Origin of the sequence: Gracilimonas halophila (assembly GCF_042684365.1) — a bacterium.
GTDB lineage: Bacteria > Bacteroidota > Rhodothermia > Balneolales > Balneolaceae > Gracilimonas > Gracilimonas halophila.
In genome coordinates, this window is the sequence record NZ_JBHULI010000024.1 from 641,839 (window position 1) to 660,203 (window position 18,365).

Annotated in this window: 16 protein-coding genes; 7 read left to right on the forward strand and 9 right to left on the reverse strand. The window is 43.8% G+C overall.

Annotated features, from left to right (window positions below; all coding sequences use genetic code 11):
* Positions 1-20: 20 nt before the first annotated feature.
* Genes ACFSVN_RS09270 through ACFSVN_RS09285 form a run of 4 tightly spaced genes read left to right on the forward strand, consistent with a single transcriptional unit; the run spans position 21 to position 1,432 of the window.
* Positions 21-503 (forward strand): sigma-70 family RNA polymerase sigma factor, encoded by a 483-nt coding sequence (locus tag ACFSVN_RS09270; protein WP_390301418.1) that lies wholly within the window; start codon positions 21-23, stop codon positions 501-503.
* Between the two features lie 18 nt (positions 504-521).
* A complete protein-coding gene (locus ACFSVN_RS09275; RefSeq protein WP_390301421.1) occupies positions 522-638 on the forward strand; it encodes a sigma factor-like helix-turn-helix DNA-binding protein in 117 nt (38 codons plus the stop codon).
* On the forward strand, positions 635-841 hold the full coding sequence (locus ACFSVN_RS09280; protein WP_390301424.1) for a hypothetical protein: 207 nt from the start codon (positions 635-637) through the stop codon (positions 839-841). The genes ACFSVN_RS09275 and ACFSVN_RS09280 overlap by 4 nt, the downstream gene beginning before the upstream one ends.
* Positions 842-844: 3 nt before the next feature.
* The gene (locus tag ACFSVN_RS09285) at positions 845-1,432 is read left to right on the forward strand and encodes an anti-sigma factor (RefSeq protein ID WP_390301427.1); all 588 of its coding nucleotides are present in this window, start codon (positions 845-847) and stop codon (positions 1,430-1,432) included.
* Positions 1,433-1,496: 64 nt separating this feature from the next.
* Here ACFSVN_RS09285 and ACFSVN_RS09290 read toward each other — a convergent pair whose 3' ends face one another.
* Both ACFSVN_RS09290 and mnmA read right to left on the reverse strand, forming a co-directional pair.
* Positions 1,497-2,261 carry a hypothetical protein gene (locus ACFSVN_RS09290; protein WP_390301430.1) on the reverse strand — a complete coding sequence of 255 codons (765 nt, stop codon included), beginning with the start codon at positions 2,259-2,261 and terminating at the stop codon, positions 1,497-1,499.
* Between the two features lie 73 nt (positions 2,262-2,334).
* On the reverse strand, positions 2,335-3,465 hold the full coding sequence (gene mnmA, locus ACFSVN_RS09295) for a tRNA 2-thiouridine(34) synthase MnmA (protein ID WP_390301433.1): 1,131 nt from the start codon (positions 3,463-3,465) through the stop codon (positions 2,335-2,337).
* Between the two features lie 153 nt (positions 3,466-3,618).
* On the opposite strand from mnmA, the gene ACFSVN_RS09300 reads away from it, so the two are divergent.
* Positions 3,619-4,152 carry a DsrE family protein gene (locus tag ACFSVN_RS09300; RefSeq protein WP_390301436.1) on the forward strand — a complete coding sequence of 178 codons (534 nt, stop codon included), beginning with the start codon at positions 3,619-3,621 and terminating at the stop codon, positions 4,150-4,152.
* A gap of 18 nt (positions 4,153-4,170) precedes the next feature.
* On the opposite strand, the gene ACFSVN_RS09305 is transcribed toward ACFSVN_RS09300, so the two are convergent.
* Positions 4,171-4,602: an HNH endonuclease gene (locus ACFSVN_RS09305; RefSeq protein WP_390301439.1), complete on the reverse strand. Its 432-nt coding sequence runs from the start codon at positions 4,600-4,602 to the stop codon at positions 4,171-4,173.
* A gap of 230 nt (positions 4,603-4,832) precedes the next feature.
* The gene (locus tag ACFSVN_RS09310; protein WP_390301442.1) at positions 4,833-5,963 is read right to left on the reverse strand and encodes a hypothetical protein; all 1,131 of its coding nucleotides are present in this window, start codon (positions 5,961-5,963) and stop codon (positions 4,833-4,835) included.
* A 253-nt stretch (positions 5,964-6,216) separates the two neighbouring features.
* On the opposite strand from ACFSVN_RS09310, the gene ACFSVN_RS09315 reads away from it, so the two are divergent.
* The gene (locus ACFSVN_RS09315) at positions 6,217-7,521 is read left to right on the forward strand and encodes a Glu/Leu/Phe/Val family dehydrogenase (protein ID WP_390301445.1); all 1,305 of its coding nucleotides are present in this window, start codon (positions 6,217-6,219) and stop codon (positions 7,519-7,521) included.
* A 3-nt stretch (positions 7,522-7,524) separates the two neighbouring features.
* Positions 7,525-7,932: an ATP-binding protein gene (locus tag ACFSVN_RS09320; protein WP_390301448.1), complete on the forward strand. Its 408-nt coding sequence runs from the start codon at positions 7,525-7,527 to the stop codon at positions 7,930-7,932.
* 30 nt (positions 7,933-7,962) lie between these two features.
* Here the strand turns inward: ACFSVN_RS09320 and ACFSVN_RS09325 are convergent, their stop codons facing one another.
* The 5 genes from ACFSVN_RS09325 to dnaE all read right to left on the reverse strand — a co-directional run bounded on the left by ACFSVN_RS09325 (position 7,963) and on the right by dnaE (position 18,318).
* Positions 7,963-9,315, reverse strand: coding sequence for a TolC family protein (locus tag ACFSVN_RS09325; protein WP_390301451.1), 1,353 nt, complete (start codon positions 9,313-9,315; stop codon positions 7,963-7,965).
* Entirely contained in the window at positions 9,308-12,418 is a 3,111-nt protein-coding gene (locus ACFSVN_RS09330; protein ID WP_390301454.1) for an efflux RND transporter permease subunit, read from the reverse strand. Before ACFSVN_RS09330 ends, ACFSVN_RS09325 begins: the two co-directional genes overlap by 8 nt.
* On the reverse strand, positions 12,415-13,494 hold the full coding sequence (locus ACFSVN_RS09335; protein ID WP_390301457.1) for an efflux RND transporter periplasmic adaptor subunit: 1,080 nt from the start codon (positions 13,492-13,494) through the stop codon (positions 12,415-12,417). Before ACFSVN_RS09335 ends, ACFSVN_RS09330 begins: the two co-directional genes overlap by 4 nt.
* Before the next feature lie 149 nt (positions 13,495-13,643).
* Positions 13,644-13,970, reverse strand: coding sequence for a thioredoxin (gene trxA / locus ACFSVN_RS09340; protein WP_390301461.1), 327 nt, complete (start codon positions 13,968-13,970; stop codon positions 13,644-13,646).
* A gap of 130 nt (positions 13,971-14,100) precedes the next feature.
* A complete protein-coding gene (gene dnaE / locus ACFSVN_RS09345; protein WP_390301464.1) occupies positions 14,101-18,318 on the reverse strand; it encodes a DNA polymerase III subunit alpha in 4,218 nt (1,405 codons plus the stop codon).
* Positions 18,319-18,365 lie beyond the last annotated feature (47 nt).

An 18,365-nucleotide genomic window follows, 5' to 3' on the forward strand; every position in this document is an offset into this window, starting at 1 on the left:
TCATAATATCAAAGTAATCTATGCTTTTTTTCATACTTACAACCATTGGTAAGTTCCTCACTAAAGATGAGGAAAGGGATCGTGAGCTTATGGCTCGTATTAAAGCGAGAGATTCCTCCGCCCTTTCTGAACTTTATGATAATTATAACCGATTGCTTTTTGGACTCATTCTTTCTGTTCTTAAGAAGAGAGAAGAGGCCGAAGACATATTGCAGGAGGTCTTTACCAAGATTTGGGAAAATGCTGAGAAGTTTGACCTTGAGAAAGGAACCGTTTATACCTGGATCGTAACCCTGGCACGTAATAAATCCATAGACCGGCTTCGATCCAAGGTTTACAAAGAACAAAAAAAGCAGTCAACCAGCCTTAATGATGATGATGTTTTTCATCCATTGTATTCTAATGAATCAGACCCTTTGGAGAACACGATATTATCTGAACGGGCTGAAAGAGTTCATAAGGCTTTAAATGAGATCTCAGAAAAACAACGAAAAGTATTGTAAGTAGCTTATTTCAGTGGAATGAGCCAAAGTGAGATCTCCGAGGAATTTGATATTCCTTTGGGAACGGTAAAAAAACGGATGCGTGATGGGATGTTAAAACTAAGAGAGCTTTTAGCGAAGGATATAGAATTATGAATAATAAGAATAACAAATTTACAGAGCTTTGTACCGGTCATGTACTCAAGGCGCTGAGTGAAAATGAAGAAAGGGAATTTCAGCAGTTATTAGCTCAAGCTAATGAGGAGCAACTCCTTCTTTATTATGAATTAAAGGCTGCTGCATCAGAATTAGCAACACAGCATCCAGGTGAAACACCTTCTCCTTCCGTTAAGAATTAGATCATGGAAGTTGCAGATGCGTCTTCTTCCCGGGGATCAGAGAACGCAACCATTCATAAAATGAAATGGTATCGTTTAGCTGTTGCAGCATCTGTCCTTTTTATACTTACAAGTATCGGTTTGGTAATGTATTCCAGCAACCTTTGGGAAGAGGTACAGACCAAAGAAGCCATGATCTCTCAACAGCAAACCACCATTGAATGTCTCGAGTCTGAAGTTGAACGTAAAGAGGAACTACTCACCATTTTAGAGGCCCGCGATGTTGATCTTGTGATGATGGACGGATTGGCTGACATGAGTCCCAACGGGTACGGGAAAGTGGTCTGGGATAAGGAAGGCGGCAATGCACTGCTTCAGGTTGCCAACATCCCGAGCGTACCTATCGATAAAGATTACCAGCTTTGGTTTATTGTGAACGGCCAGCCTATTAGCGCAGGTGTTTTTGCAGTGGATGACCCCGGAAGAGATAACTTCTTTAAGATAGAGCAGCTCCAAAGTTCAGCTACGGATGGTGCTTTTGCCATTACCATGGAACCAAAAGGCGGAATGCCACAACCTACCGGCGATATGTATTTGTTAGGCAATATGTGACCATAAAAAAGCCCCGATCAAATTTCTTTGCGGGGCTTTTGTAAATCTTTTTCTGTAAATAAGGTTATTGCTGCATCATCATCTGGAAGACGAAATCTTTGAAGCTCATCAAAGTAACTCCTGATGGGACTTCAACCATTCCCTTGGCAATGCTTGAACGGTTTACATTACTTACATCCATTAATGTAACCCTCTTTCCATTCTCAACAGCTTCGATCTTCAGCGGGAAGTTCTTTCCTTTAAAGATAATTTCCTGAGCCATTCCGTTAACTTCCGCATCAATATCTGCAGGTAATTTATTCCATCTCTCTCCAAGCATTCCCCAGTTAACGTCAATATCATTAGTCAGCCAAATAGACAAGTGTTTATTAGGGTTTTCAGCATCCTCTACAATCAATTCTGCAGCGTCAAAACCTATGATATTTTGGGTGCGATCAGAGAAGCTGTAGGTAGTTTTACGCTTTGGTTTGTCATCAGATCCATTCCCATTTTCGCTCCAACCCGCCATCATATCTACCAGGCCTTCGATCTCTTCTTTGGTTACCTGCAAGGCCTGATTGTTCCCTGTCATTATCACAAAATCTTTTCGATCATTACGGATGAGGAGTCCATCGGTACTCATCTGACTCATCAGGTCGAAATCTTCTTCTCCTTTGATCATGATTCTGTCAGAAGTAGCATATAGGTTAAGTTCACTTACCTCGGTTACCCCATTTTCTTCACTATACAAATTCATAGAGATCTGTCCTTCAAATTGTGCGAAAGCTGAGATTGAGAAAACAGAACAAAATAGAATGAGAGTGGAAATAAATAATCGCCCTTTATTCATAGTCGTAAATTGGTTTGAATTAATTGATGGAATTGTAACGTCTAAAAGTATGAGTTGTTTCGCTAATAAAATATCAGGCCGTAATTAAATCTTCCATGCCCACACTTACTTTTTTGATCCACCCGCCGGCTACAACATCATTCCCTTCGTAACAAACGATGGCTTGCCCGGGCGTTATCGCTTCACGTCCTGCAGGAAAATGTACTTTCATTCGGTCTTCATCCAATTGTGTGAGGTAGCCAACGGCTCCATCATCATTATAGCGGATGGCCCCTGTGACCTCCATCTCTTTTTGTGGGATCTTATCATATTTAATGAGATTCATTTCACCTGCTATCAATGTAGAACTTACCAGGTCTTCTTTCTCACCGATAGTGATCGTATTGGTATCCGGATCAATGTGTGTAACATATACCGGTTTACCCATAGCTAGATCAAGCCCTCTTCGTTGGCCGATTGTGTAGAATGGATAACCTTCATGCTCTCCAACCACCTTTCCGTTCTTGTCCACAAATTTTCCGCCGGATACTCTTTCTTCAAGTCCGTCCACGCGATCACGCAAAAATCTTCGATAATCGTCATCGGGTACAAAGCAGATCTCGTATGAATCCGGTTTATTGGCCACATTCAGTAACCCATGATCCTCAGCTATTTGGCGGATTTCGGTTTTGGGATAGGTTCCAAGCGGGAAAATAGTTCTGGCTAAATGTTTTTGAGCAACCCCCCAAAGTGCATAAGACTGATCTTTCTTGGGATCATGTCCTCGGGAGATCACATAGCGCCCGTTTTCTTCTCTAACTTTTGCATAGTGACCTGTAGCAATGAAATCACAACCAAGATTATCTGCCCTCTTAAGTAAAGCAGCCCATTTTATGTGTGTGTTACAAAGCACACATGGATTTGGTGTCCTTCCACCTATATAATCATCCACAAAACGGTCGATCACCCAGTCTCCAAATTCCTCACGGATGTCCACAATGAAATGTTTAAAACCGTGATTCACGGCAATATGACGGGCATCATTCATGGATTCTACCGTACAACAGCCGGTCTCCTTCCCCGAATTACCTCCGCTGCGGTGGTAATCCCATGTTTTCATGGTGATACCGATCACCTCATAGCCCTGCTCTTGTAACATCACAGCTGCTACCGATGAATCTACACCGCCACTCATAGCTACTAATACTCTGCCTTTTTTACTCATAGAATTGAATACTTACTGCTTCTTGACGTAATGAAGCTCTAAGATAAGGTTTTTTTATGTCAAGGACGATGACCGATAATTGTTCCTGACTATGGATATCATAGACTGAATTCACTATCCTGTTCTGAATTAAAAAAATAAATCTTATACCAGATGCGATCTGCACTTTTCATTCTGCTGCTATTATTATCCTCAACTGATGTTCTTGCTCAGGAAGCTCAATTTCCGATCATTAAGAATTTTGGAGGAATTTATGAGATCCCTGATTCCGTAGATCCTGAACCGGATATGGAATACAATATTGTTATTGACCTTAAAACCTTACAACGCGATAAAGCCAGCCTAAACCCGGGACTGAACAATGTAGCAAGAATGATGAATCTTCACGGATTAGGCGGAGTGAAAGCCGAAGACCTGAATGTAGCTGTTGTCATACACGGTGGAGCAACAGACCTGGTGATCGACAACGCAGCCTATCAAAAAAGATATGAACTGGACAATCCCAATCTTGAATTGATCGATACACTTAAAGAAGCCGGAGTAGAGATCTTTGTTTGCGGGCAGTCTCTAATTGCCAGAGACTATGGTTTTGATGAGATCAACCCACAGATCACGAAAGGACTTTCCATGCTTACGGTCTTCACAACCTACATGAATAAGGGATATAAGCCACTGGTGTTTGACTGATCGTAAAATTCCGCCGATCTATGTCATATACAAATAAGGCTTCCAGGGCTCTTGAACCCCGCCATTTGAATCCCTGAAAAAGGTAATGGGGACCGGACGATAGGGTTTACTATGAAGCTTCATATTTGCTTCCTTTGGCGTGCGGTTCCCTTTATGAACATTGCACTTATCACAGGCTGTGGTAAGGTTCTCCCAGGTATCCTTTCCGCCACGGCTTTTGGGGATGATATGGTCGATGGTCAGATCTGATCTCTTACCACAATATTGGCAAGTGAAATCATCACGCCGCATTACATTCCGGCGGGAAAGAACAATTTTAGCATAGGGTACCCGAATATAACTCCTAAGACGGATCACCGATGGAAATTGAAAAGATCTCCTTGTAGTGCGTAATTCTTTCTCAGGATCATCATGAAGCAGTTCAGCCTTTTCCAGAAATATCAGCTTCATAGAGCGCTGCACAGAGCAAATACTCAGTGGCTGGTAGTCTTGATTAAGTACTAAAACGTTCGCATTCATAATGTACCTAAATTAATTTCTGTTGATGATATCTCAAAGTTCTTCTTAACTAAGAATGCAGTTCATGAAAATAAAAAAGGCGTTCCACACATGAACAAGCTATGTGTGGAACGCCTTAGTATGGGGTATTTACTTTTAAATATCAACAGCCAATGCTATTGCTATCCTATTCCCACCATTTGTAACAATTCATTTCGGACATCTTCATTTATTGAGATCGCCAATATTATGGATACCACCAATCCGATAAGGGCATAACTCAGATCTTTAAAGACCATTGAGAATACCTTACCCATAGGCCGGCCCTTTTCTTTGCCATCCATAATGCTCATCCCGATCTCACGTCCCGCCAATAATCCGAGAAATACCCAGGTGGTACTCATAGGTACCGTACTTACCGTAAGCTTGTAAACCAAGAGTATGGCATAAACAAAATCAATAATGGTAGCCGACCGCACATCTGTTACTCTTGATTTCTCCGTTACGATCTCTTGTATCTTATCTCCCCTTAAATAGAATAGAAGGCCTAAGCCAAAGAAGATAAACAGTGCAAAACCGAGGAATTGGGTAAAATCAAGGGATCTGGGAAGATAAACGGCAATATTCGCTGCATCCTGCATAACCCATACTGCCCATAAGGTTCCGGATATGATCCACTGAGTTGGCAACCAAAGTTTATGCGGTTCTCCTTTGAATCTCTTTTCAAGTGTATTGGTAACGATCAGCCAAACTACCAATCCGGCGATCAAAGCCAAGCCATATCCCTGTAAACTCTTACCAAGTACGGAAGTGATCCCCTCTGCAGAAGTAGCAAAACAGCTCAACAACAGGAAGGTAGTTGAAACCGGCATCCTCATTCGGGTCAATATCAAAAGAAAGACCGGAGCCGCCACTTGCAGGAATGAAAAATCAGTAGGTGCTTCAGCGAAGCCTTTTGATGTTAAGCGCTGATAGGTTACATCTCCATCATAAATATAGAAACTGGCTGATACCGTAATCAGGAAGATCCCGCCTATCCAGAGCCATAACACCCACCACTTTTTATCCATATTGGAGGCAAGGAATGTACCAATTGTTTGGATACTGTCGTTAGCAATGGCGGAATATCCTGCAAACACAAAACCTACCCACATGGCAAGTTCTGCATAAGGAAATACAACTCCGGCAATGAAAAAGAAAAGACCGATCAAACCGATAAAAACTCGTTCCTGTCTTATGACATCATAAAAACCGGTTGGAATAAAATTTTCTATCGGACTCGGACTGTTTTGATTTGATTGTTGATCTGACATTAATCTAGTATGTGTGCTGATTTACAGCCAAGGGTAAAGATCATATGTTAAGACAGTGTTATGAGATGCCAAAGATTCAGATACTTAACAATTAGATAATACAGATTTGCAATACGTGGGTTAAATATCAGCTTCTGTTCTACAAATTTTAACCCAATTCAAATAAAAACTGCAATAGTTTTCCATATTCTTTTTTAACTTTGTAACCGCTTTTTTAGAGCGACAAAGCAAATGTTTCATCCAAATACAGACGATGTCAAAAAAAGACTCTATTTCCAGTGGCTATTATAAAGAGCCAGTTCCACATATTGCACACGATTCTCCTTTTGCTTCTATGATGGAGCGTTTTCGGTTTGCAGCCGAAATCCTTGATCTGGACGAAGGTGTATTCAAATATCTTTCCAGCCCCGAAAAAGTTGTTATGGTTTCTATACCTGTAACCATGGACGATGGGCGGATCGAAGTTTTTGACGGATATCGCGTGATCCACAACAGTATTTTAGGTCCTTCCAAAGGTGGAATTCGTTATTCCGATGATGTGACTATTGACGAAGTGAAGGCACTGGCGGCATGGATGACCTGGAAATGTGCGGTCGTCAATGTTCCTTTCGGTGGGGCAAAAGGCGGTGTCAGGGTCAACCCAAAACTCCTTTCGCAATCAGAATTAGAGCGATTGACTCGACGTTACACAGCTAATATGCTTGATGTTTTCGGCCCCGACCGTGATATACCTGCACCTGATATGAACACCAATGAGCAGACCATGGCTTGGATCATGGATACCTACAGCATGAAGCAGAAGAAAACTGAAACAGCTGTGGTAACCGGAAAACCGATCATATTGGGAGGTTCAAAAGGACGGAAAGAAGCAACCGGGCGAGGTGTTGTAACTACAACTCTTGCAGCACTTGGTAAGCTGAGAATTTCTCCGAGTAATACTTCTGTAGTAGTTCAGGGATTTGGTAATGTAGGGTCCGTTTCTGCACAGTTGATGTACGAGCAAGGTGCTAAGGTCATTGCTATAAGTGATATCAGCGGCGGATATTATAATAAGGAAGGAATCGATATTTCGGAAGCTATTCACTACACGCAAACCCATGATAATACCCTTGAGGGTTTTGAGGGAGCTGAAAAGATATCCAACAATGAACTTCTCGAACTGGAATGTGATGTCCTTATCCCCGCCGCCAAGGAAGATCAGATCAACAAAGACAACGCTCCTAAGATCAATGCAAAGATCATTGCTGAAGGAGCTAATGGACCTGTGACAGCCAATGCCGATAAGATCCTTGAAGAAAAGGGTATCATGGTGATCCCTGATATTCTGGCTAACGCCGGTGGTGTTACCGTTTCCTATTTTGAATGGGTGCAGGATCGACACGGGTATTTCTGGACAGAAGAACGCGTGAACCGGCGTCTTAACCGCATGATGAGAGAGTCTTTCGATAACTTGTTTATGGTAAGTGAAAAGTATAGTATTACCCTTCGTCAGGCAGCTTATGTGTATGCTATCGATCGTGTGGCCACAACGCTGAAATTGCGTGGTATATATGCTTAAAGAATGAAATTATTACAGACACTTACCCTGAAATCTTCCTATGAGGAAGTTGAAAAAGTAGAAGGACTCCTAAACGATCTGCAAAGTGAGCTTGGGTTCAGTGATGAATTCTATGCCCGCCTTATGCTTGCTGTTTCTGAAGCTGCTACCAATGGTATCGTTCACGGTAATCAACTGGATGAAACCAAATCGGTAAAGATCTCTGCGTTTCAGGATGGGGATCTTCTGATCTTCGAGACCAGTGATGAAGGAGATGGCTTTGACCCTGAAAAGCTGCCCGATCCTCTCGCCGATGAAAACCTTTTGAAAACAAGCGGTCGAGGTGTCTTTCTCATGGAAGAATATGCTGATGCAGTAGAGTTTTCAGATGGTGGGACCACGCTCAGTTTAAAGTTCAATCTGGTCGGATAATTTAAACCGGGTTCAGAAAATTTCTTCTTTTTACTCCACTCTTGAAAACAACCTGCCACTTAATCTTAGTAACTCAGTTTCGGCAGTTTTGGCTACGATCTGTGCTTCTATCAAACGGTTTTCGGCATTCAGTAAACTTTGTTGTGCCTCCCGAAGCTCAATGGAACTTATGGTTCCCAACTCAAACCGTTCTAAAGCTATATCAACAGTTTCTTTATTGATCTCCAGGTTTTCTTCTTCCAGTTCGATGAGGGAAAGAGCATCAGAATACTGCGCGTAGATCTGACTTATCTGGGCTATAACACGGAGTTGAAGATCCTGTCTTCGCAGTTCCTCATTCTTCAAGGCAATTTGAGCATTCTCGGTGCGCCGGCTTTTATTAAATCCATCAAACAGATTAATACGGGCTGTGATCCCATATTGAAACCCATCCGTTTCTGAAAATTCGGAAAACCCAACACTGGCTTCTGTTCTGGAGTATCCGTAACCACCGGAAACATCTATCTGAGGCATCCATTCTCCCCTGATCTCACGTATTTCTGAACGTGCCACTTGCTCATTCAATCGGGCAATATTAAGCTCCTGGTTTTGATCAACCGCATCCTCAATAAGATCTTCAAGAACCAAACTATCCGCCAGGACTATCTCCGGTTGTACTGAAAAATCTATGGATCGATCTTCACCCAAAACAGAAGTTAACAATACCTTAAGCTGTTTTAAAGAGCTTTTAGACCGAATCAAAGCAGCTCGGTCAGTATTTAAATCTGCACGAGCCAGAAGGAGTTCATATTGTGATCCCGAACCTAATTCCTCCTTGGTCTCGGCTATCCGAATACGCTCCTGTGAGATCTCTACGGTATTTTCTAAAACCTGGGCAGCCTTTTGTTGTCCTGTGATCTCATAATAACCGCTGATGATGTCTGCCAAAACCAGTTCAATCTGATTTCTCGCCTCCGCTTCACTGATATCCAGTTCAGCACTGAGTCGATCAAGGGTAGCAAACATGGTTAGTCCATCAAAAATGGTCCAGGTAGCATTTAAACCATAGTCATAAACCGTGGTTTTTGCATTTTGATCATTACGGTCTGCAATGTTGGGATTTCCATATACAGTCACATTATCCTGAATCCGTTGATTGATAGAACCGTCTGCAGATATTACAGGAAGAAAACCTGCATTACCCACTGACTTATTATTTTCGGAGATCCGTATTTCATTTTCTGCGATCCGGATCGAAAAGTTCTTCTCCAGCCCAATTCTGATAGCCTCTTCTAACTGAAGTGTTGACTGAGCCGACACATTCCCACATAAAACACCAAACAGAATTACGGTGAAAAAGGGTTTTAGCACGTATCTCAAGCTATATTTGCGTGATCTAAGCATTGACTTCTGTAGTTTCTAAATTCTCGTATTTTCTAAATGTCTCTTCATCTATCGCTCCTTTCTCAGAACGTTCCGCCGATATATAGTTATACAGTGCCGGAATCACATAGAGTGTTAGGACACTAGCGAATATCAATCCGCCGATGATGGCAATTCCCATCGACTTACGGCTTTCGGCACCTGCTCCAAGTGCAAGTGCGATCGGCAGGATTCCCAGGACCGTAGAAAAGCTGGTCATCAGTATCGGACGAAAACGTGCAACTGCTGCATCTTTTATAGCTTCCAGGTTTGAAAGTCCCTGTACCTGTCTTTGGTTTGCAAATTCTACGATCAGAATCCCGTTCTTGGTTACCAAACCTATCAACATCACCATACCGATCTGACTAAATATGTTAAGCGTTTGATTGAAATACCATAGCGTCAGCAGTGCTCCGGTTAAGGCAAGTGGTACGGTAAACATGATCACAAGCGGGTCCCTGAAACTTTCGAACTGAGCTGCAAGCACCAAATACACCAGCAGCAGTGCCAGTAGAAATACGTAGATCAAACTGGAAGAACTTTCCACAAAGTCCCTCGAAGGCCCCGATAATGAGGTAGTATAAGAATCGTCAAGTACTTCGGCTGCAATAGCATCCATTGCTTCAATCCCGTCACCAATGGTTCTTCCCGGAGCCAAACTTGCTGAGACTGTGGCTGAGGCATAACGGTTAAAACGATACAATTGCGGAGGGCTGCTCTGCTCGGTCAGCGTTACCAGGTTATCCAACTGTATGATCTCCCCCTCATTATTCCTGACATATAAACTTTTCAGATCTATAGGTGCATCTCGATCTTCACGAGACATCTGTCCTATTACCTGATACTGCTTTCCTTCTCTTAAAAAGAAACCAAATCGCTGTCCGCTATAGGCTAGCTGCAAAGTCTCTGCTATATCACGTGTTGAAACACCCAGGTTTTGTGCTCTGTCACGATCAATTTTGATCTCTACCTCAGGTTTACTGAATTTCAGGTCCACATCCACAAAGGCGAAGGTGGGATCTTGCCTGGCTTGTTCGAGAAAAGAGGGTATCACCTCTTTGAGTTTATCGATCGTGTTGGCCTGAAGAACATATTGTACCGGCTGGCCTCCTCTTCCTCCACCAATACTCTGTTCCTGAGCAATAAATGTTCGCGCTCCGCTTAGGTCCTGAACCTTGGTGGACAGATCGTTATATATCTCTTGCTGGCTACGCTCTCTTTCCTCAGCATCCGTCAAAATAATTCGTCCAAAGCCTGAGTTCACTGAACTTGCCGCTCCAAATCCGGGAGAAGTAACCGTGATCAATCCTTCTGTTTCAGGTACTTCATCCAATATAAAATTGGTAAGCTGATCCATGTACCGGTCCATGTACTCGAAGGTAGCTCCTTCCGGTGCTGTTGAACTAACGATGAGTCTTCCCCTATCTTCGAGGGGTGCCAGTTCCTGTTGTAAATTTGAGTATAGCAGCCATATGCCACCCAAACAAACAACGATAACCACCCAAGCCATCCATTTATTGGCCATAAAGGTTTCCAGACTGTTCTTATATTTTTGATTAAGAAGGGCATAGAAAGGCTCCGTTTTTTTATAGAACCAGCTATGCTTGGAATCTGATTTTAAGATCTTTGTAGAGAGCATCGGTATAAGTGTGAGCGCTACGAAGGAGGAGATAATAATAGCTCCAGCCATCACAATACCGAATTCGAGAAACAACCTTCCGGTCAATCCGCCTAAGAATAAAATGGGGGTAAAAACAGAAACCAATGCCAATGATGTAGCTACCACGGCAAAGAAAATTTCCCGTGAGCCTAAGATCCCTGCTTCTATCACATTCATGCCAGACTCTATCTTGGCATAGATGTTCTCCAGCACTACAATCGCATCATCCACCACCAGCCCGATGGCAAGTACGATAGCAAGCAATGTTAGCACATTGATAGAGAAGCCGGCAACATACATCACAAAGAAGGCCCCGATCAATGCAATTGGTATTACAATGATAGGAATAATAGTTGTACGGATATCTCTCAGAAATAAGAAAATGATAAGCACTACTAAAGAAAGCGCCAGGAAGATAGTTTGCTGCACTTCGCTGATAGAAGCACGTACGTATTCCGTGGTATCGAAGCCGACAGCCGTTTGAATATCCTCGGGAAGATCTTTTTTGATCTGTTCTACACGGTTGTAAAATTCATCGGCGATCTCGATCTGATTGGCACCAGGCTGAGGTACAATTACCACCCCCACCATGGGTACACCATTCCTTTTAAGGATAGTACGTTCATTTGCAGCACCAAGCTCAGCCCTTCCGATATCCCGAAAGCGGATCACGTTTCCGTTATCTTCACTGATGATCAGGTTATTAAATTCTTCAGGCTCATATAATCGCCCCTGGGTCCGAACTGTAAGCTCAGTCATATCTCCTTCAATACGGCCTGAGGGAAGCTCCACATTTTCTTGCTGCAGCGCTTGCTGAACATCAAGCGGAGTAAGACGATAAGCCGCTAAACGCAACGGGTCCATCCATAAACGCATGGAATATTCCTTCTCACCCCAGATCTGTACACTACTTACACCCGGTATGGTCTGTACACGTTCTTTAAAATCATTGAAAGCCACATCAGAGAGATCCAGTAGATTTCTTTTGTCACTTCGGACATTTAAAAAAACTATGGGACTTGCATCGGCATCGGCTTTGGATACTACGGGCGGATCAGCATCGGGAGGTAAATTCCGTACAGCTCTTGAGACCCGTGATTGAACATCATTGGCTGCATCGTTCAGATCAATTTCCAGCTCAAATTCTACCGTAATCGTGCTTCGACCTTCGCGGCTGGTGGAAGTCATAGTACGAATTCCGGCAATTCCATTGATCTCTTCTTCCAGCGGCTCGGTGATCTGTGATTCTATAACCTCCGCATTGGCTCCTGTATAAGAAGTACTTACCGTTACAATAGGTGGTTCAGTTGCCGGATATTCCCGAATGCCGAGGAAGGTGAATGCCACGATCCCGAGGATCAAAATGACCAGCGACATTACAGTTGCTAAAACCGGGCGGCGTATACTCAGTGACGATAAACTCATGATCCCTCTCCTTCATAGGTATTAACTTCATCAACTTTCACTTCTGAACCTACCCTTACCTGAAGTAAACCGGTGGTGAGTACCGTGTCTCCCGGGGCTATTCCTTCAGTGATCTGCACATGACTGGCTGTTCGTATTCCGGTTGATACTTGCTGTTCTTCAACCCTGCCATCTTTAAGTAGAAATACTTTTTGCCCGTTCAGTTCCGGAATTACCGATATGGTTGGTATCATCAAAGCATCTTCAATTTCCTCAAAGATCAGTTCCAGGTTTGCAAAAGCTCCCGGCAATAATTTCCCTTCCACATTATCAGCCAAAGCACGGATGCGCAGAGTTCTGGTCTGAGTTTCAATACGTGGTTCAATAGCATAAATAGATGCTTCAAAATCATCCTCCTGCCCCTGAACATTAAAGATCACACGATCTCCGTTTTGAACCACCCCGGCATACCTTTCAGGAACTGAGAATTCTATCTTTATCGGGTTGATGGATTGCAGATTAGCGATCTCAGAAGTTGGGGATATATAGCTCCCGTTACTTACATACCTAAGCCCGACTATCCCGTCAAATGGAGCCAATATTTCTGTTTTCTCGATCTGGGCTTCAATAAGATCAGCTTCCGATCTGAGTACATTCAATTCGTTTAAGGTAGCATCATAGTCTTCCTGGCTGATCCCTCCTCTTTCAAGCAGTTGCTTTTGGCGCTGTTCCCGTACTTCCGCCAGGTTGATCCTGAATTCAGCCTGCTGAAGTTGAGCCTGAAGCTCACGATCGTTTATCTTTATCAGTACTTCGCCTTCTCTTACTTCCCTTCCTTCTTCAAGGCTTAACTCCACGATCTTACCTGAGATCTCACTTCTCAGATCTACAGACTCATTGGCAAGCAATGTCCCTGTAGTGAATATCTTATTCTCAAAAACCTCAGGTTCTACCAAATGTACATTTACTGATAGCGGAGAATTACCGGACCCGGATTGATTTTGACCAGCTGATTCTCCGTTAGAACTAAGAATTTTTGGGATCGCTAAAAGACCCAATACAACCAAGATTCCGATAATGATAAATAATCGCTTCATTTACTTTTTACTATGTTTTTGAATAATTATACAAGATAACCACAAACGCGGACTAACCATTCTCAGTCTTGAAAAGGCTTGTAAAAAATTGCATAAAAAAAGCGATGCAGTTAACTGCATCGCTTTTAAAAGTCTCGAGAAAGTCGCTGTCAGGCTACTTGTGCTTCCAATTGTTTTGTAAGCTGAGATTTAGGAACGGCACCCACGATCTGATCTACCACTTCACCATCTTTAAAAATAAGAAGTGAAGGAATACTGCGAATGCCATATTTCACAGAAACCTCGGGGTTACTGTCCACATCAACTTTTCCGATCTTGGCTTTGCCTTCATATTCACCGGCTAATTCTTCAACGATCGGCCCGATCATTCGGCAAGGGCCACACCATTCTGCCCAAAAGTCAACTAAGACCGGTTTGTCAGATTTAAGTACTTCAGTGTCAAAGTTGCTGTCAGTAAATTCAATTGGTTTTCCCATAATGCTTGTCAGTTAGATTTATTGGATATTTCTTTAATCTTGAACAAATATCGGAAAATTTCATTCAACATTACATATTCTTTTGAGTTATAGGGGTTATAGTATGCAGTGATACGGTAAGGTGGCGCTATTAATTCCCATGGACAAGCTGCACTGACTCTTCCCCTAAAACCTCTCGCAGCCCCCGTAACAGTTCATCATTAGGCTCCACTACAAAATTTCGCACATTCATTCTGATCGGAGCGTTGGCTTCCTGACTGTGGATGCAAAAACGAACAGTTGTAGTCCCTTTATTGAGGGAAAATAAGGTTTCTACCTGTTTGAGATCATTCTTATCCAGTTCAGAGGTCTTCAAGTCGATCTTCAGATTCAACTGCTCCTGAAACTTCTCACGCAGATTTTCCACCCGCTCAAAATTATTGGCGATCACTTTGGGTTGCCCGCCTCTCGTATCTACCACACCGTCAATAAAAAGCACATTATCGGTTTGAAGCAGCCCCATATACTGATCATAGGTTTTGCTGAACGCGATCACTTCCGTGGAGTTATTCAGATCCTCAACCTGAAGGAACGCAAACGGCCGGCCTTTTTTATCTGTCACTCTTTTAATGCCCGTGATGATCGCAATGAACTTAATATTATTACGGTCCGACATTCTGCCAAATACATCATCGCTTAAATTCTGTTTCCCGAACAACCGGATCTCTTCTTTAAACCGGCTTAACGGATGTCCGCTCAAATAAAATCCGATTAGCTCCCTTTCTTTGTTGAGTCGCTCGATCTGTGTCCAGCGAGGAACTTCCCGCAGTTTTGGCTCCTGAGAACCCGGGCCGCCACTGTCTCCACCGAATAAATTACCTTGGTTCAGCCTGATCTCCTCCTGCTTGCGAACAGCATAGGAAAGGATATCCTCCAGCGATTCATGAAGCTGAGCCCTGTTATCATTCAGCGTATCAAATGCGCCGGCAATAGTAAGGCTTTCCAGTGTTTTTCGATTGCATACCCGGAGATCCACACGAGTGGCAAAATCAAAGATGGAAGTAAAATCTCCATTCTCTTCGCGCTCTTCCACAATATGCTGAATAGCGGACGATCCCACCCCTTTTATCGCAGACATTCCGTATTGAACCCGCCCGTCTTTGGCTCGGAATTTTCCACGGGCAGTGTTGATATTTGGCGGATCAACGGCTATTCCCATCCTTTGACATTCCTCAATGAATGACGCCACCTTCTTGATGTCGCTCATGTTGTGGGTCATCACTGCAGCCATATATTCAGCCGGGTAGTTGGCTTTAAAATACATGGTGTGATAGGCCACTACGGAATAAGCTGCCGAGTGAGATTTATTAAATCCATAACCGGCAAACAACGCCATCTTGTCGAAGACTTCCTTGGCCGTTTTCTCATCGTACCCTTTCTCGACCGCCTGTTTCACAAATTTCTCTTCTTCCGGTGGGAGAAGCTCAGGCTTTTTCTTACCCATGATACGTCGAAGTACATCCGCTTCACCGAGTGAGTAGCCACCCATTCGCTGTGCCACTTTCATGATCTGCTCCTGGTAGATCATAATACCGTAGGTCGGCTCCAGGATCTCGATCAGATCTTCATGGTCGTACTCCACTTTCTCGCGACCGTGTTTACGCTCAATATAATCCGGAATGAACTGCATCGGACCCGGACGGTACAGGGCGTTCATGGCGATAAGGTCATTGATATCCGTGGGTTTCAGGTTCTTGAGATGCTTGCGCATCCCTTCACTCTCAAACTGAAACGTACCCAGCGTACCGCCCTGCTGATAGAGTTTATAGGTCTTGTCGTCATCCAGGGGAATATCATCCAGGTTATATTCCTTGCCAAAGTTCTCTTTTACATAGCTGATGGCCGTTTTCAGAATAGATAAGGTTTTCAATCCCAGGAAATCCATCTTCAGCATCCCCGCATTCTCGATCACATTACCATCGAATTGGGTCACATAAAGATCCGCATCCTTGGCGGTACTTACCGGGATATACTCCGTAAGTTTATCAGGAGCAATGATCACCCCGGCGGCGTGAATACCGGTATTCCGTACTGAACCTTCCAGCACATGTGCCATCCTGAGTGTCTCCGCTTCCAGGCCTTCCCCATCTCTGATATCCCTTAATTCCTTTACTTCTGAGAAGGCATCATCCAGCGTTGTTCCTGGGCGTTCCGGGACAAGTTTAGCAATTCGGTCGGCATCGGAAAGTGGAAGGTCGAGCACACGCGCCACGTCACGAACGGAAGAACGGGCAGCCATAGAACCAAAAGTGATGATATGCGCTACCTGATCAACACCATATTTATTCACCACATACTCGATCACGCGCTGCCGGCCGTCGTCATCAAAATCAATATCAATATCGGGCATCGACACTCGCTCGGGATTCAGAAACCGCTCAAAAAGCAGATCATACTTCAGAGGATCTATATTGGTGATCCCCGTACAATAAGCAACTACGGAGCCGGCCGCTGAACCACGTCCCGGCCCCACATAAACGCCCATATCCCGGGCCGCTGCAATGAAATCCTGAACGATGAGGAAATATCCCGCAAAACCCATTTCCCTGATGATCCCAAGCTCCAGTTCTATCCGCTCAGTAACCTCTTCATCAATTTCTTTGTAGCGGGGCTTCGCTCCTTCATACGTCAGGTGTTTCAGATACTCATCCTCTGTCTCAAATCCTTCAGGAAGCTCAAATCGGGGAAGCTGTATCTCACGTTCCAGTTTGATGGGCTCTATTTTCTCGACGATCTCCTGCGTACTTACAATAGCCTCCGGCATATCCGGAAAGAGGTCCTTCATCGCATCCTGCGATTTGAAGTAGAACTCATTGTTCGGGAAGCCATACCGGTAATCGCGGCCCTTACCCTTGGGAGTGCTCATCAATTCGCCGTCGTCTATACAGATCAGGGCATCGTGGGCTTTGGCATCTTCCTCATCCAGATAAAACACATTGTTCGTGGCTACCAGTTTCACCCCGTATTTCTCTGAAAAGGATTTGAAAACGTCATTCACGCGCTTCTCCTCTTCCAACCCGTGATTCAACACTTCCAGATAGAAATCATCGCCAAAGGTTTCCATCCACCACTGCAGTTCCTCTTCGGCAAACTCCTGTCCTTTATTCAGAATAAGATCTGCAAGCCAACCCCGAACCCCTCCGCTCAGGCAGATCACATCTTCGGAATATTTAGCGATCACTTCCTTATCAATTCGGGGATATTTATAATAGTAGCCTTCCGTAAAACCTATGGAACTTAGCTTGGATAGATTCTTATACCCATTCTGATTCTTGGCAAACATCGGGATCTGATAGCGCCGATCTTTATTATCCCTGGTGAATTTCTTTATGGTGCGATCCTCCACCACATAAAACTCACAGCCAATAATGGGCTTGATCCCTTCGGCATGAGCCGTGGCTGCAAATGAAAACGCCCCGTACATATTCCCCAGATCAGTAAGTCCGACCGCGCTCATCCCTTCATCTTTGGCCTTTTTAACCAGTTCTTTGATACCTGCAGTAGCCTGAAGGACCGAAAACTTCGAATGATTATGGAGGTGCGTAAAGGTAACCTGCTCTATTAGCTCGCTACCAGTTGTCTCTTCTTCGTTTCCACTTTTTTTTTGAGCCGCTAGTTTCTCTTCCGACTGCTTTGTTTTGAAACGGGACGGAGAAACGAGATCAATATACTCTTCCCTCTTCATGTAGCTCTGTGCCGATTCATACAATTTGGCATCCATCGGGAAGTTGATCTTGGTAGCACCGGTACGAACCATCTCCAGGAAAATACGGGCTGTTGCTTCCACATCCGCTGCGGCATCGTGGGCATCTTCAAAACCCTGATCAAAAAGGGCGTGATGTAACTCACCTAAAGAAGGCCATTTATAATTTCCTCCACGACCTCCTTCGATCTTGGCAACATCCGTTCCGTCGAGCTTGGTATCGATCTTGGGTTTATCAAGAATGGCAGACGAGATCTTCTTTCGAAGATACTCCGCTCCCATAACTTTCTCATCAAAACTGACATTATGCCCGATGAGGAAATGAGCGTTATTGATATCCTTTGAAAATTCTTTCAGCACGAAATCCAGCTCTACCCCTTCTTCCTGAGCACGCTCGGTTGAGATCCCATGAATTTTCTCCGAGTTGAAAGGAATGGTAAACCCTTCCGGTTTCACAATATAGTTCCCACTGTTAATGAGCTTACCGGTATGGTCATGGAGCTGCCATGCAAGCTGTACCAGGCGCGGCCAGTTGTCTAGATCGGTGATCGGGGCCGAAAAATCTTGAGGTAACCCGGTGGTTTCTGTATCAAAAATCAGGTACATGTAATCCCTTCGTTGGAGTAGAACTTCAAAGTTTGAATATACTATTC